Here is a 14,245-nt window from a genome sequence, read left to right as displayed (position 1 = left end):
TGAACCTCCAGTACTTGCATCTTTATTTTAAAAAAGGGAACACAATGTGTCCCCAAATCTTTATTAGTTGTTACCTTTTACTTGGTTCATTACTTCTTCAGCAAAGTTATCTTCGCGTTTTTCGATTCCTTCACCAACAGCGTAGCGAACGAATCCTTTTAATGTTCCACCTTTAGACTCAACGAACTGACGAACTTTCATATCAGGGTTTTTAACGAATGCTTGGTCAAGTAAGCAAATCTCTTCGAAGAATTTGCCAAGACGACCTTCAACCATTTTCGCAACGATTTTTTCTGGCTTGCCTTCGTTTAAAGCTTGTTGTGTTAATACTTGACGCTCATGCTCAACTTCTTCAGCTGTTACAGCATCGCGGTCGATGTATTTAGGATTAACTGCTGCAATGTGCATTGCTACATCTTTAGCAGCTGCTTCATCTGTAGAACCTTCAAGAACTGTTAATACACCAATGCGTCCACCCATGTGTAGGTAAGCACCGAATGCATCTGCATCAGTTTTTGATACGATTTCGAAACGACGAAGTGTAAGTTTTTCACCAATTTTAGCGATTGCTTCGTTGATGTGCTCTTCTACTGTTTTGCCGTTTGAAATTGTTTGAGCCATAGCTTCTTCAATGTTAGCAGGTTTGTTAGCTAATAAGTGAGCAGCTAATTCTTTAATTAATGTTTGGAAACCTTCATTTTTCGCAACGAAATCAGTTTCAGAGTTTAATTCTAAGATTAAAGCGTCGTTACCGTTTGCTTCGATGTAAGTTAAACCTTCAGCAGCAATGCGGTCTGCTTTTTTCGCAGCTTTCGCAATACCTTTCTCACGTAGGAAGTCAATTGCTTTCTCCATGTCACCGTTAGTTTCTGTTAGCGCTTTTTTGCAATCCATCATACCTGCGCCAGTTTTTTCGCGAAGTTCTTTTACCATTTGTGCAGTAATTGCCATACTTTTCATCCTCCTAAAATATGTATATACCTTAAAAAAGGTGATAAAAGGCCTACCCCCTTATCACCTTTCTAAATTTGTTACGCAGTAACAGTTTCTTCACCTTGTTTTGCTTCAAGGATCGCGTCTGCCATTTTAGATGTAAGAAGTTTTACAGCACGAATTGCATCATCGTTTGCTGGGATTACATGATCGATTTCATCTGGATCACAGTTTGTATCAACGATACCGATGATTGGAATGTTTAATTTGCGTGCTTCAGCAACAGCGATACGCTCTTTACGAGGGTCTACTACGAATAATGCATCTGGAAGACCTTTCATATCTTTAATGCCGCCTAAGAATTTTTCAAGACGCTCTAATTCTTTCTTAAGTTGTACAACTTCTTTCTTAGGAAGTACTTCGAAAGTGCCATCTTCTTGCATTCTTTCGATGTCTTTAAGGCGTTTAATACGCTTTTGAATTGTTTGGAAGTTTGTTAATGTACCACCTAACCAACGTTGGTTAACGAAGTACATACCAGCGCGAGTTGCTTCTTCTTTAATAGCATCTTGTGCTTGTTTTTTTGTACCTACGAATAATACGTTACCGCCGTTAGCAGCGATGTCTCTCATTACGTTGAATGCTTCTTCAACTTTTTTCACAGTTTTTTGTAAGTCGATGATGTAGATACCGTTACGCTCTGTGAAAATGTAACGTTTCATTTTTGGGTTCCAACGACGAGTTTGATGTCCGAAGTGAACACCAGCTTCAAGCAATTGCTTCATAGAAATTACTGACATAATTTAGTTCCTCCTAAATGGTTTTTGATATCCTCCGTTCACTTCATCTTTAAGCGAAACTACAAGCGTAGCACCAACACTTAAATCAATGAACGTGTGTACTTTGTACTGACACCACTGACAACTATATCACAACAAAATATCACAATCAAGTCGAAAATACATACATTGTCAAACTTTCTTTTTCATTGCTCTTTTTTTCTATGAAATCATTACTCACTCTTTATAACATTTCCATTTTTCATTCTGTTTACGCTAGTATTCCACTGAAAAAAATAGTTTTATGTCGATTTTTTAATTGGGATTTATGTATGAATCCCTTTTGATTTTTCAACATAGAGATTGCTGTTATGAAAAAAGAACCTGCACTCGCTTACTCTCTCTGGTTTTCACTGCGCATGTGGCAGAAAAAGGCCCTGACCGCTTCTATGCACGGTCAGTTCCTCTCTCCTCCCCCTAAAAAAGGATTTTATATCCGTCTTTCAGCTTGTATTTATATATGCTACTCCTACTAAAAAAAGCTCTTCTGCATTACACAGAAGAGCTTTTAGTCTATTGAAATTAGTTTGTTTTTAATTTTGCAAGTTCATGTAAAAACTTGTCATTTAATACTTTGATGTACGTTCCTTTCATACCTAAAGAACGAGACTCAATTACACCAGCACTTTCTAATTTACGAAGTGCGTTTACAATTACAGAACGTGTAATACCTACACGATCAGCAATTTTACTTGCAACAAGTAAACCTTCTGTTCCATTTAACTCTTCGAAAATATGTTCAATCGCTTCTAGTTCACTGTATGATAATGAACTAATCGCCATTTGTACAACCGCTTTACTACGTGCTTCTTCTTCAATTTCTTCCGCTTTTTCACGTAGAATTTCCATACCTACTACAGTAGAGCTATATTCAGCAAGAATTAAATCATCGTCTAAAAATTCTTGACCAAGACGCGCCAATACTAATGTACCTAGACGCTCACCACCACCAACGATTGGTACGATTGTTGTTAAACCTTGACCAAATAACTCTCTGTTTTCTACAGGGAACGCTGTATATTCACTGTTTACTTCTAAGTTTGGAGATGTTTCAGTTACATTGAATAAATTCTTTGTATACTCTTCTGGGAACTGACGCTCAGCAAGCATTTGTTTCATACGCTCGTTTTCGATTTGTTGGTGAATTGCATATCCTAATAATTTCCCGCGACGACTTACAACAAACACGTTCGCTTCAATTACTTCACACATCGTGTCAGCCATTTCTCTAAAGTTTACTGGTTTTCCTGCTGCGCTCTGTAATAACGCATTTAACTTTCTTGTTTTTGCTAATAATTCCATTTCTAAATTTCCTCCTACACATTATTCACATGCTTTTTAATCACTTGGAAACTAGGGCGAGTCACCTGATGATACTATTACAAAATAAACTGGCTCACATCTTTATTTTTAGCAATCGTCGCTAACTTTTCCTCTACATACTGAGGTGTTATCGTTACCTTTTCTAACGTAATTTCAGATGCTTCAAACGATAAATCTTCAAGAAGTTTTTCCATAATGGTATGGAGCCTTCTTGCTCCAATATTATCTGTGTCTTGATTGACTTGATAAGCAATCTCGGCAATCTTACGAATAGCTTCGTCAGAAAATTCAATTTCTATACCTTCAGTTTCCAATAATGCTATATATTGTTTCACTAAAGCATTATCTGGCTCTACAAGGATTTTCACAAAGTCCTCCGCTGACAATTTCGTCAACTCTACGCGAATTGGGAATCTTCCTTGCAGTTCTGGAATTAAATCTGACGGCTTTGACATATGAAAAGCGCCCGCTGCAATGAATAAAACATAATCCGTTCTTATCGGTCCATATTTTGTCACAACAGTCGATCCTTCCACAATCGGTAAGATGTCGCGCTGCACGCCTTCACGTGATACATCAACGCTATTCGATTGTTTACCAGCAATTTTGTCAATCTCATCAATAAAAATAATCCCAAGCTGTTCAGCACGATAAACGGCTTCTTGTGTAACTTCATCCATATCAATTAAGCGCTGTGCCTCTTCATTTGTCAAGACTTTTCTTGCTTCTTTTACAGAAACTTTACGTTTTTTCGTTTTTTTCGGCATAAAACTTCCAAGCGCATCTTGAAAATTCATGCCCATTTGTTCCATTCCCGTACCTTGAAGCATATCGAACATAGATGATTGCTGTTCCGTCACTTCAATTGTAATCATTTCTTCTTCGAGTAAACCCGAAGCAAGCTGCTTTTCCACTTCTTTTCGTTTTTGCTCAACTTCTCTCTCATCTTGCTGTTCTGATGTTGGAGCTGTGTTTTGATTTTGATATCCACCAAATAACATTTCTAACGGATTTTTAAATCCCGATTCTTTTTGCTTATGCGGCACTAAAATTTCAACAATTCGTTGGTTAGCTTGCTCTTCCGCTTTGTCTTTAACATGAATCATTTTTTCTTCTTTCACAATTCGAACGGAAGTTTCCACGAGATCACGAACCATAGATTCCACATCACGACCAACATAGCCTACTTCTGTAAATTTTGTGGCCTCTACTTTAATAAAAGGGGCACCAACAAGTTTTGCAATTCGCCTTGCTACTTCTGTTTTTCCAACCCCAGTCGGTCCAATCATTAAAATGTTTTTTGGTGCAATTTCATCACGAAGTCCTTCTGCCAATTTGCTGCGGCGATAACGATTTCTAAGCGCCACTGCAACTGCTTTTTTCGCATCTTTTTGACCAATGATATATTGATCTAACTTTTCTACAATTTGTCGCGGAGTAAAATGTAAATGCATATAAAATGCCTCCCTTACAGTTCTACAGTTCTTCCACAATAATATTTTCGTTTGTATACACACAAATATTGCTAGCGATTTCTAAACTCGCCTTCGCAATTTCTCTCGCTGTAAAATGGGAACCTGCATGTTGTTTTAAAGCGCGTCCTGCTGCAAGTGCGTAATGTCCACCAGAACCAATTGCTAAAATGCCATCATCAGGTTCAATTACTTCACCTGTTCCTGAAACAAGCAATAGCGTATTTTTATCCATAACAATTAACATTGCTTCTAATTGGCGAAGCATCTTATCTCCTCGCCACTGCTTTGCCATTTCTACGGCAGCTCGCTGTAAATTACCATTGTATTCTTCAAGCTTTCCTTCAAACATCTCAAATAGTGTAAAAGCATCTGCTACAGAGCCTGCAAAACCAGCTAACACTTTACCATGAAATAACTTTCGAACTTTACGAGCTGTATGCTTCATAACAACAGCATTCCCAAGCGTAACTTGCCCGTCACCAGCCATTGCACATTCTCCATTATGGTGAATCCCAAATATCGTTGTAGCATGGAAGTTTCCCATAGCAAAAAAACTCCTTTATTTGTTTTTATCTGGCTATTAACAAGCAATTAAACCTCGAAATTCTGATAAATCAAAAAATGGTTAAAGGTTAACTACCGTTAGAGCCCGATTGGTTCAACTAACTATTAGTGAGGAAGAAAAAACCCTCTTCCATTAATAGAAGTTTCACTTTATAGCTTTTAAAAGCAATTTATGCGCGAGGATGGTGCATCATGTAAACCGAGCGCAATCTTTCTTTTGAGACGTGCGTATAAATTTGTGTCGCCGATAAATTCTCATGTCCTAATAATTCTTGTATAGCTCTTAAATCCGCCCCTTCATTTAACATATGGGTTGCAAATGTATGTCTTAACATATGCGGACTTATATGCATTGTAAGAGATGTTTTTTTTATTAGTTCATTTAAAACATATCGAACACCTCGATCAGTTAGCGGTGTGCCTTTCGCATTTAAAAACACCGTTTGCGAGTGTTCTTGCGATTTTTTCTCCAATTGTTTTCTCCCATTTTCTATATAAGTTACTAAAGCATCTTGTGCATAACTTCCGAAAGGAACATAGCGTTGTTTCTTTCCTTTCCCCATTACCAAAATCGTACCTGTTGAAAAATCAATATCCGTAAGCTGAAGCTTCACGAATTCGCTTACACGAATCCCCGTCGCATACATAAGCTCCAATAAAGCCTGATCTCGTTGCCCTAGTGGTTTAGAAGTATCCGAAACTTCGAATAACTTTTCTAATTCTTCATCGTACAAAAATTTTGGAATTGACCATTCTTTTTTGGGGAGCGCGGCAAGTGCAAATGGATTATCTTCCCGATATCCTTCACGCATCAAGAAGCGATACAGACTTCGTAAACTCGAGATTTTTCGTGCTACAGACTTCCTTGCTAACTTTTCATTATGTAAAGTTGTTAAATATAAACGAACATCAACGTACGTAACATTCTCAAAAGTCAAAATACCTTCTCGCCTCATAAATTGTACAAAATGTTCTAAATCATTTTGATAACTTGCAATTGTATATTTTGAATAATTTCTTTCAATTTGTAAATATCCGACGAATAATTGTAACATTTTATTCACATCTTCATTCATACTCTTCACCTCAATAAAGGCTACTAAATCGTATCACAATTTAGTAGCCTTTGCAAGAAACTTGACTAAATATTTACAAAATTTTGAATTGTTTCTAATGCGCGATTTGCATATGCTTCATTACGCTCTTGCTTCTTTTTAATTTTCTTTTCTAGCGGTGCAAATAGCCCGAAATTCGCGTTCATCGGTTGGAAGTTTTTCGCATTCGTCGTTGTAATGTAATTCGCCATACTCCCCATCGCTGTTACTGCTGGTAACACAGCCGGTTCTTCACCTTTCACAAGGCGAGCTGCATTTATGCCTGCTAACAAGCCCGAAGCAGCTGATTCTACATATCCCTCTACTCCAGTCATTTGTCCTGCAAAGAATAAATCATCACGATTTTTATATTGGTATGTTGGACGAAGTAATTTCGGTGAATTAATAAATGTATTACGATGCATCACACCGTAACGTACAATTTCTGCATTTTCTAGTCCAGGAATCAATTGTAACACTTCTTTTTGTGGTCCCCACTTTAAGTGTGTTTGGAAACCAACAATATTGTATAACGTTCCTGCTGCATCATCTTGACGTAATTGCACAACGGCATACGGTGTTTTCCCTGTTTTTGGATCTTCTAATCCGACTGGCTTCATCGGCCCAAATACTAATGTTTGTCTACCACGACTTGCCATTACTTCTACCGGCATACACCCTTCAAAGAAAATTTCCTTTTCAAATTCTTTTAATGGCACTGTTTCTGCAGCAATTAACGCATCATAAAAACGGTTAAATTCTTCCTCTGTCATCGGACAGTTTAAATATGCCGCTTCCCCTTTATCATAACGGGATTTTAAGTATACTTTCTCCATATCAATGCTATCTTTTTCTACAATCGGCGCTGCTGCATCATAGAAGTAAAAATAATCCTCGCCTGTTAGCTCTTTCAGTTGCGCTGCTAAACCTGATGAAGTAAGAGGCCCTGTTGCAATTACAGTAGGTCCTTCTGGAATTTCTGTAATTTCTTCATTCACTACCGTCACGTTCGGATGATTTTTCACATATTCCGTTACCTTAGCAGCAAATTCATGACGGTCAACAGCTAGCGCACCGCCTGCTGGCACTGAACATTCGTCTGCTGCACGAATAATAACAGAATCCATACGGCGCATCTCTTCTTTAATTACACCAACCGCGTTTGTCAATGTATTTGCACGAAGCGAGTTACTGCATACAAGCTCAGCAAATTTATCCGTATGATGAGCTGGTGTTTGTTTTACTGGTCGCATTTCATATAACCTTACTTGAACCCCGCGCTTTGCGATTTGATAAGCTGCTTCACTTCCCGCAAGACCTGCGCCAATTACGTTTACTACTTGTGTTGTCATATGTCTCACCTTTCTTTTTTCATTTCCCGAAAAAAATGTGAGCTGGTAGGCTCACATTTGTTGTTCTTCTTCATAATCACAAGAAATACACTGTACCTGAACGCCTTTTTTCAACTTCTTCTCAACAAGCATACCTTCACACTTTGGACATTTCCGACCAATTGGTTTATCCCAAGAAACGAAGTCACACTCTGGATATGTACCGCAGCCGTAAAAAAGACGTTTCTTTTTGTTGCTTCTTCGTTCGATAATTTGCCCTTCATTACATTTTGGGCATGTAACACCGATTTCTTTTACAATCGGTTTCGTATTTCGGCAATCCGGAAAATTAGAACAAGCCATGAACTTTCCGAATTTACCCATTTTGAAGACCATTGGATTGCCACACAGTTCACAGTCTTCCCCGGCAGGTTCATCTTTAATTTCTACTTCGCGCATTTCTTTTTCCGCCTTTTCTAAACGCGGTTCAAAACCTTTGTAGAAATCATCGACAATTTGTACCCAATTTGCTTTTCCATCTTCCACTTCATCAAGATTTTTCTCCATATTGGCCGTAAACTCAATGTTAATAATTTCAGGGAAAAACTCTAAAATAAGTTCAATTACAATTTCGCCAAGTTCAGTCGGAACAAATCGCTTATTGTCTAACCCTACATACCCACGTTTTTGAATCGTTTCTAGCGTTGGTACATATGTAGACGGTCTACCAATTCCAAGTTCCTCTAACGTTTTTACTAGACGCGCCTCTGTATAACGTGGTGGCGGCTGCGTAAAGTGTTGTTTCGGTTCGACATCTTTAGAAAAGACTGTTTCCCCTATATCTAGATGCGGTAACATTCTATCCTTCTCTTCTGTCCCGTCATCTTTTGATTCCACGTACACCTTCATGAATCCCGGGAACTTCACAACAGATCCATGCGCACGAAATTGAACAGAATTGTTTATCAGTGTAGCTGTAACGGTATCCATTATAGCAGATGCCATCTGACTTGCAACAAATCGCTCCCAAATCAGTTTATATAAACGATATTGGTCACGACTCAAATAACTTTTTAGTTCGTCTGGTTTACGTAAGACAGATGAAGGGCGAATTGCTTCATGCGCATCTTGCGCATTTGGTTTTTTCGATTCTTTCTTTTTTTGTGCTCCTATGTAGTCTGCACCAAATGCTTCTTCAATATAAGAACGTGCTTCTTGCTGCGCAGTTTCTGAAATTCTCGTTGAATCCGTTCGCATATATGTGATTAATCCAACCGTTCCTTGCTTTCCAATATCGATACCTTCATAAAGCTGCTGCGCAAGCATCATCGTTTTCTTTGCTCGCATATTTAACTTTCTCGCAGCTTCTTGTTGCAGAGAAGATGTCGTAAATGGTAATGCCGGATTACGTTTCCGCTCTTTTTTCGTTACATTTTCAACCGAAAAAGCATTTTCTCGCATTTTTTCAATGATTTCATTTACTTGTTGTTCATTTGTTAATTCTACTTTTTCCCCGTTTATTCCATAAAAGGATGCTTCAAACGTCTCTTTCCCTTTTACAAATTCAGTTTTAATTGTCCAGAATTCTTCTGGGATAAACGCTTGAATTTCTTTTTCGCGTTCTATAATTAAGCGAACTGCAACAGACTGCACACGACCTGCACTTAATCCTTTTTTTACTTTCTTCCATAATAAAGGACTAATATTATAACCGACAAGTCTATCAAGTACACGTCTCGCTTGCTGTGCATCCACTAAATCCATATTAATTGCACGAGGGTGTTTAAAGGATTCTTTAATCGCATCTTTTGTAATTTCATTGAATACAACTCGGCAATCCGACTCCACATCTACATTCAGCGTATTTGCTAAATGCCAAGCAATCGCTTCTCCTTCGCGATCTGGATCGGCTGCAAGATACACTTTTTTTGCTTTTTTTGCCGCTGTTTTCAAATCTTTTAAAACAGGCCCTTTACCACGAATGGTAATATACTTTGGGGTGAAATTATTTTTCACTTCTATCCCCATTTGACTTTTAGGTAAGTCGCGAACATGGCCCATAGACGCGACTACTTTGTATTTTTTCCCTAAATATTTTTCAATAGTTTTCGCCTTAGAAGGCGACTCCACGATTACAAGGTAATCTGACATGCTAGTGCCTCCTTAAGAGGTGGATTCAAGTCTTCATCTTTATTCACACAAAAGTTCCTTCCTCAAAGTTCCTAAAACCTTTTTGGATGGATTATTGACTAATATTATTGATTTCTCTCGTTTTTGTCAATCAACAATGAATATAACATACAGTGACTATCTACTATTTGTCAATAATTGTTTAATAAAAAACATGAAATATACTTTATAAATTCAATTAAAAAGAGACATAAAACCCATTCTTTTTAGGTGGGCGAGAGCAACTGGCCATGTATAGGAGCGGTCAGGGCCTTTTTCTGCCACATGCAAAGTGCAAACAAAGGGAAAAAGCGAGTGCATACTCCTTTTTTCTGCATAGCAGTAATCTATATGTCAAAAAATCAAAATGGATTTATTTTATAATTTGAAAATTCTTCTATCACATCTTCGGCACATTGAATTAATTTTGCTCCTTGTTGAATGAGCTGATTCGTTCCAACCGCACTTTCAATATAATTAGGACCCGGCATAGCAAATACTTCTCTATTTTGCTCTAAGGCGTAATCTGCTGTTATAAGAGAACCACTCCGCACTTTCGCCTCTACTACAAGAACACCTTGACAAAGCCCGCTTATAATACGATTTCGTCTCGGAAAATACCATTTTTGAGGCGCATAATGCGGGGGATACTCCGTTACAAGCAAGATTTGCGCTTTCCATTTTTCATAAAAATCTCGATTCTTCTTTGGATACATATATTGTAAACCATGCCCTAATACTGCAATTGTCGCAAAACGGTGTTCTACTGCAATTTCATGAGCAATTGTGTCAATTCCATTTGCAAGACCACTCACGATTAGCCATTCATTGTTCATAAGCGGTTGTAAAATAGATTGTATGCTTCCTTTTCCATATAAAGACGGATTTCTCGTTCCAACAACAGCTAATTTTTTTGTCCATTGCAATATTTCCTTCTGTCCCTTTCCATATAAAATAAACGGGGGATCAGGAATTTGGCGCAATAAACTCGGATAATCATCATCCCATATCGTCATATAAAAAACGTGTTCATCTTGTAATTGTTGAATGCAAAAAGAAGGGGATGTTTTTTGGAGATAAGAAACAAGTGCAGAGGCTTTTTGCATAGGCAGCCCAAGATATTTTTCAATTTGAGGAGCTTGAAAGGAGTAAATTTCCGTTAACTGCGGATCAATAGCTAATAAACGCCTAAGTACTTTCCACTGATCTGCCAAGCAGTAATGAAGATGCAATAATCTTTCACGTTTCATATACATTCTCCTTACCCATAATTGTTATTATGTTAACTATAAAAAGGATAAAAGACACCCTCTTTTACAGAAGGTGTCTTTCTAAATAATTAATAATTTTTACAAGTTTCAAATAAGCCTTTTTCTTTTAAAACAGAAATTAAAGTTTCACCCATAACAGCTGGTGTTTCAGCAACTTTAATACCGCATGCTTCCATTGTTTTAATCTTTTCAGCAGCTGTACCTTTACCACCAGAAATAATCGCACCAGCATGGCCCATACGTTTTCCTGGAGGTGCTGTTTGACCACCGATAAAGCCGACAACAGGTTTCGTCATGTTCACTCTTACCCATTCAGCAGCTTCTTCTTCTGCCGTTCCACCAATTTCACCAATCATAATAACAGCATGTGTCTCTTCATCTTCATTGAACGCTTTTAAAGCATCGATGAAGTTTGTGCCATTTACAGGGTCACCACCAATACCAACTGCAGTTGATTGGCCGATTCCTTCTTGTGTTAATTGATGTACAGCTTCATATGTTAACGTACCTGAACGAGATACGATACCAACATGACCTTTTTTATGAATGTATCCTGGCATAATACCAATCTTACACTCATCTGGCGTAATAACACCTGGACAGTTTGGTCCAAGAAGACGTGTCTTTTTGCCATGCATATATTTCTTAACATTTACCATATCCAATACAGGGATACCTTCTGTGATACATACTACTAAATCAATTTCTGCATCAACAGCTTCCATAATTGCATCCGCAGCAAAAGCAGGTGGAACGTATACAACAGAAGCATTTGCACCTGTCGCTTTTACAGCGTCTTCTACTGTATTAAATACTGGTACACCTTCGATTTCAGTACCACCTTTACCAGGCGTTACACCACCGACAATTTTCGTACCGTATTCAATCATTTGTTTTGTATGGAATAAACCTTGAGAACCTGTAATACCTTGTACAATAACTTTTGTATCTTTATTAACTAATACGCTCATTTTTTCTCCCCCACTTTCTATTAGCCTACTAGTGAAACAATTTTTTGCGCACCGTCTGCCATAGATTCTGCTGCAACAATATTTAAGCCAGATTCATTTAAAATTTTCTTTCCTAGCTCTACATTTGTACCTTCTAAACGAACAACAAGCGGTAATTCAAGACCTACTTGTTTTGTCGCTTCGATAACACCTTCTGCAATTACATCACATTTCATAATACCGCCAAAAATGTTAACGAAAATACCTTTTACATTTTTGTCAGAAAGAATAATTTTGAAAGCTTCTGTAACTTTTTCAGCTGTAGCACCACCGCCAACATCTAAGAAGTTAGCTGGGTCACCGTTATAATGTTTAATAATATCCATCGTTGCCATTGCAAGTCCTGCACCATTTACCATACAACCAATATTTCCGTCTAATGAAATATAGTTAAGGTCATACTTAGAAGCTTCTACTTCTTTCGGATCTTCTTCATCAAGATCACGAAGCGCTAAAATATCTTTATGACGATATAAAGCATTAGAATCAAAGTTTAATTTTGCATCTAACGCCATAACTTTTCCGTCACCTGTTGTAACAAGTGGGTTAATTTCTGCAATAGAACAGTCTTTTTCAATAAACGCACGGTATAAGCCCATCATAAACTTCACAGCTTGTCCAACAAGCTCGTTTGGAATATTGATATTAAACGCAATACGACGCGCCTGGAAGCCTTGCAGACCTACCGCAGGATCAATATATTCTTTAAAGATTTTTTCTGGTGTTCTCTCTGCTACTTCCTCGATTTCTGTTCCGCCTTCCTCAGACGCCATTAACACAACTTGAGAAGTCGCACGATCTAACACAAGACCAACATAATATTCTTTTTTAATATCGCATCCTTCTTCGATAAGTAAGCGCTTTACTTCTTTACCTTCAGGACCTGTTTGATGGGTTACAAGTGTTTTCCCTAAAATTTCCTCTGCATATGTACGAACTTCTTCTAAGTTCTTTGCTACTTTTACACCGCCAGCTTTGCCGCGTCCGCCAGCATGAATTTGTGCTTTTACTACACATACACTCGTTCCTAATTCTTTCGCTGCTTCTACAGCTTCTTCTACTGTGAAGGCAACCTTCCCGTTCGGAACACTTACCCCATAGTTTCTAAGGACTTCTTTACCCTGATACTCGTGGATATTCATGGTCCCATCCTCCCCTATTTTTCTGTTTTACTCGAAAAGTTTTTTAATGTTTTTAAACATTACATTAGTCATTGTATAAAATGATTGCCATGCTGTCTACAATAAAGTGTCAGAAAACTGAAATCGCTTTATTCTTTTTTTAAAAATAATAATGTTAATATACAAAAATAAAAAAATAAGCTGTGAATTCACAACTTATTGTTCAATCATATCTTTAATTGGAGCAAACGTTTTTCGGTGCTCATCTAACACACCATAAGCTTCAATCGCGTGTAAATGTTGTTTCGTTCCATAACCCATATGTTGCTCAAATCCATACTGTGGATACCGTTTTCCAAGTTCCTTCATCATACGATCTCTCGTTACTTTCGCAATTACAGATGCAGCTGAAATCGAAATACTTTTCGCATCTCCCTTAATAATAGACGTTTGCGGGATAGACGTCGGAAGTTCCATTGCATCAATTAGCAAATGCTCTGGTTTGCATGATAAATTACTTACAGCCTCTAACATCGCTTGTTTCGTTGCTTGATAAATATTTATCTCATCAATAACATGAGATGGAATAATCCCAATCCCAATTGCTAACGCCTGCTCTTTAATTCCATCATAAAACCGCTCACGCTTGGCCTCACTCAGTTTTTTCGAGTCATCCAAACCAGGCATATAGAAATCTTCTGGGAGCACAACAGCTGCCGCAACAACAGGCCCTGCTAAAGGTCCTCTTCCGACTTCATCAATACCAACAATAGATACAAGCCCATTTTGACGAAGTGTACTCTCATACGTTGACATCTTAGCGAATTTTTGTCTTTCTTTTTCTTTATCACCTTGCTGTTTTTTCCATTTTAAAATAAGTCTCTGCACACCTTTTCGTTCGTCTGCTAATAACATACTAAAACGCTCGTCGTCTTCTCGTTCAATTTCTTGTAATAAAGCTTCAATTTCTTGAATTGTTTGTTTTTTAGACATACGTAGTTCCTCCTACAAGTAAGAAAAGGTGCGCAATTGCGCACCTTTTCTCTCCCATTTAACAGCAGCAATTCTTATCTCTGCATTCAGAAAAATGAAAGATGCTAAACTAAAAATAACTA

General features: G+C 37.8%; 12 protein-coding genes. All 12 read right to left on the bottom strand.

What is annotated here, in order from left to right; all coding sequences use genetic code 11:
• Window positions 1-63: 63 nt before the first annotated feature.
• The 12 genes from tsf to WAZ07_RS15535 all read right to left on the bottom strand — a co-directional run bounded on the left by tsf (window position 64) and on the right by WAZ07_RS15535 (window position 14,123).
• A complete protein-coding gene (gene tsf / locus WAZ07_RS15590) occupies window positions 64-951 on the bottom strand; it encodes a translation elongation factor Ts (RefSeq protein WP_336473207.1) in 888 nt (295 codons plus the stop codon).
• A gap of 80 nt (window positions 952-1,031) precedes the next feature.
• On the bottom strand, window positions 1,032-1,733 hold the full coding sequence (gene rpsB, locus WAZ07_RS15585; RefSeq protein WP_090912758.1) for a 30S ribosomal protein S2: 702 nt from the start codon (window positions 1,731-1,733) through the stop codon (window positions 1,032-1,034).
• Between the two features lie 561 nt (window positions 1,734-2,294).
• A complete protein-coding gene (gene codY, locus WAZ07_RS15580; RefSeq protein WP_090912755.1) occupies window positions 2,295-3,074 on the bottom strand; it encodes a GTP-sensing pleiotropic transcriptional regulator CodY in 780 nt (259 codons plus the stop codon).
• Between the two features lie 77 nt (window positions 3,075-3,151).
• Window positions 3,152-4,549 carry an ATP-dependent protease ATPase subunit HslU gene (hslU, locus tag WAZ07_RS15575; RefSeq protein WP_090912751.1) on the bottom strand — a complete coding sequence of 466 codons (1,398 nt, stop codon included), beginning with the start codon at window positions 4,547-4,549 and terminating at the stop codon, window positions 3,152-3,154.
• A gap of 22 nt (window positions 4,550-4,571) precedes the next feature.
• The gene (gene hslV / locus WAZ07_RS15570; protein WP_090912750.1) at window positions 4,572-5,114 is read right to left on the bottom strand and encodes an ATP-dependent protease subunit HslV; all 543 of its coding nucleotides are present in this window, start codon (window positions 5,112-5,114) and stop codon (window positions 4,572-4,574) included.
• 190 nt (window positions 5,115-5,304) lie between these two features.
• Window positions 5,305-6,210 (bottom strand): tyrosine recombinase XerC, encoded by a 906-nt coding sequence (xerC, locus tag WAZ07_RS15565; protein ID WP_336473206.1) that lies wholly within the window; start codon window positions 6,208-6,210, stop codon window positions 5,305-5,307.
• 65 nt (window positions 6,211-6,275) lie between these two features.
• The gene (gene trmFO, locus WAZ07_RS15560; RefSeq protein WP_336473205.1) at window positions 6,276-7,580 is read right to left on the bottom strand and encodes an FADH(2)-oxidizing methylenetetrahydrofolate--tRNA-(uracil(54)-C(5))-methyltransferase TrmFO; all 1,305 of its coding nucleotides are present in this window, start codon (window positions 7,578-7,580) and stop codon (window positions 6,276-6,278) included.
• Window positions 7,581-7,631: 51 nt separating this feature from the next.
• Window positions 7,632-9,710, bottom strand: coding sequence for a type I DNA topoisomerase (gene topA, locus WAZ07_RS15555; protein WP_336473204.1), 2,079 nt, complete (start codon window positions 9,708-9,710; stop codon window positions 7,632-7,634).
• A 380-nt stretch (window positions 9,711-10,090) separates the two neighbouring features.
• Window positions 10,091-10,978 carry a DNA-processing protein DprA gene (gene dprA / locus WAZ07_RS15550; protein ID WP_336473203.1) on the bottom strand — a complete coding sequence of 296 codons (888 nt, stop codon included), beginning with the start codon at window positions 10,976-10,978 and terminating at the stop codon, window positions 10,091-10,093.
• 89 nt (window positions 10,979-11,067) lie between these two features.
• Window positions 11,068-11,970 carry a succinate--CoA ligase subunit alpha gene (gene sucD / locus WAZ07_RS15545; RefSeq protein WP_336473202.1) on the bottom strand — a complete coding sequence of 301 codons (903 nt, stop codon included), beginning with the start codon at window positions 11,968-11,970 and terminating at the stop codon, window positions 11,068-11,070.
• Between the two features lie 20 nt (window positions 11,971-11,990).
• Window positions 11,991-13,151 carry an ADP-forming succinate--CoA ligase subunit beta gene (gene sucC, locus WAZ07_RS15540; RefSeq protein WP_336473201.1) on the bottom strand — a complete coding sequence of 387 codons (1,161 nt, stop codon included), beginning with the start codon at window positions 13,149-13,151 and terminating at the stop codon, window positions 11,991-11,993.
• 195 nt (window positions 13,152-13,346) lie between these two features.
• Complete coding sequence (locus tag WAZ07_RS15535; protein ID WP_336473200.1) at window positions 13,347-14,123, bottom strand: ribonuclease HII; 777 nt, start codon at window positions 14,121-14,123, stop codon at window positions 13,347-13,349.
• Window positions 14,124-14,245: the final 122 nt, after the last annotated feature.

Source organism: Bacillus bruguierae (assembly GCF_037104725.1).
GTDB lineage: Bacteria > Bacillota > Bacilli > Bacillales > Bacillaceae_G > Bacillus_A > Bacillus_A bruguierae.
This window is presented reverse-complemented; position numbering and strand designations above follow the sequence as displayed.

Excerpts from the sequence above, each read along its gene's own strand:
- tsf (WP_336473207.1), bottom strand. The coding sequence starts at position 951 with ATGGCAATTACTGCACAAATGGTAAAAGAACTTCGCGAAAAAACTGGC.
- rpsB (WP_090912758.1), bottom strand. The coding sequence starts at position 1,733 with ATGTCAGTAATTTCTATGAAGCAATTGCTTGAAGCTGGTGTTCACTTC.
- codY (WP_090912755.1), bottom strand. The coding sequence starts at position 3,074 with ATGGAATTATTAGCAAAAACAAGAAAGTTAAATGCGTTATTACAGAGC.
- hslU (WP_090912751.1), bottom strand. The coding sequence starts at position 4,549 with ATGCATTTACATTTTACTCCGCGACAAATTGTAGAAAAGTTAGATCAA.
- hslV (WP_090912750.1), bottom strand. The coding sequence starts at position 5,114 with ATGGGAAACTTCCATGCTACAACGATATTTGGGATTCACCATAATGGA.
- xerC (WP_336473206.1), bottom strand. The coding sequence starts at position 6,210 with ATGAATGAAGATGTGAATAAAATGTTACAATTATTCGTCGGATATTTA.
- trmFO (WP_336473205.1), bottom strand. The coding sequence starts at position 7,580 with ATGACAACACAAGTAGTAAACGTAATTGGCGCAGGTCTTGCGGGAAGT.
- topA (WP_336473204.1), bottom strand. The coding sequence starts at position 9,710 with ATGTCAGATTACCTTGTAATCGTGGAGTCGCCTTCTAAGGCGAAAACT.
- dprA (WP_336473203.1), bottom strand. The coding sequence starts at position 10,978 with ATGAAACGTGAAAGATTATTGCATCTTCATTACTGCTTGGCAGATCAG.
- sucD (WP_336473202.1), bottom strand. The coding sequence starts at position 11,970 with ATGAGCGTATTAGTTAATAAAGATACAAAAGTTATTGTACAAGGTATT.
- sucC (WP_336473201.1), bottom strand. The coding sequence starts at position 13,151 with ATGAATATCCACGAGTATCAGGGTAAAGAAGTCCTTAGAAACTATGGG.
- WAZ07_RS15535 (WP_336473200.1), bottom strand. The coding sequence starts at position 14,123 with ATGTCTAAAAAACAAACAATTCAAGAAATTGAAGCTTTATTACAAGAA.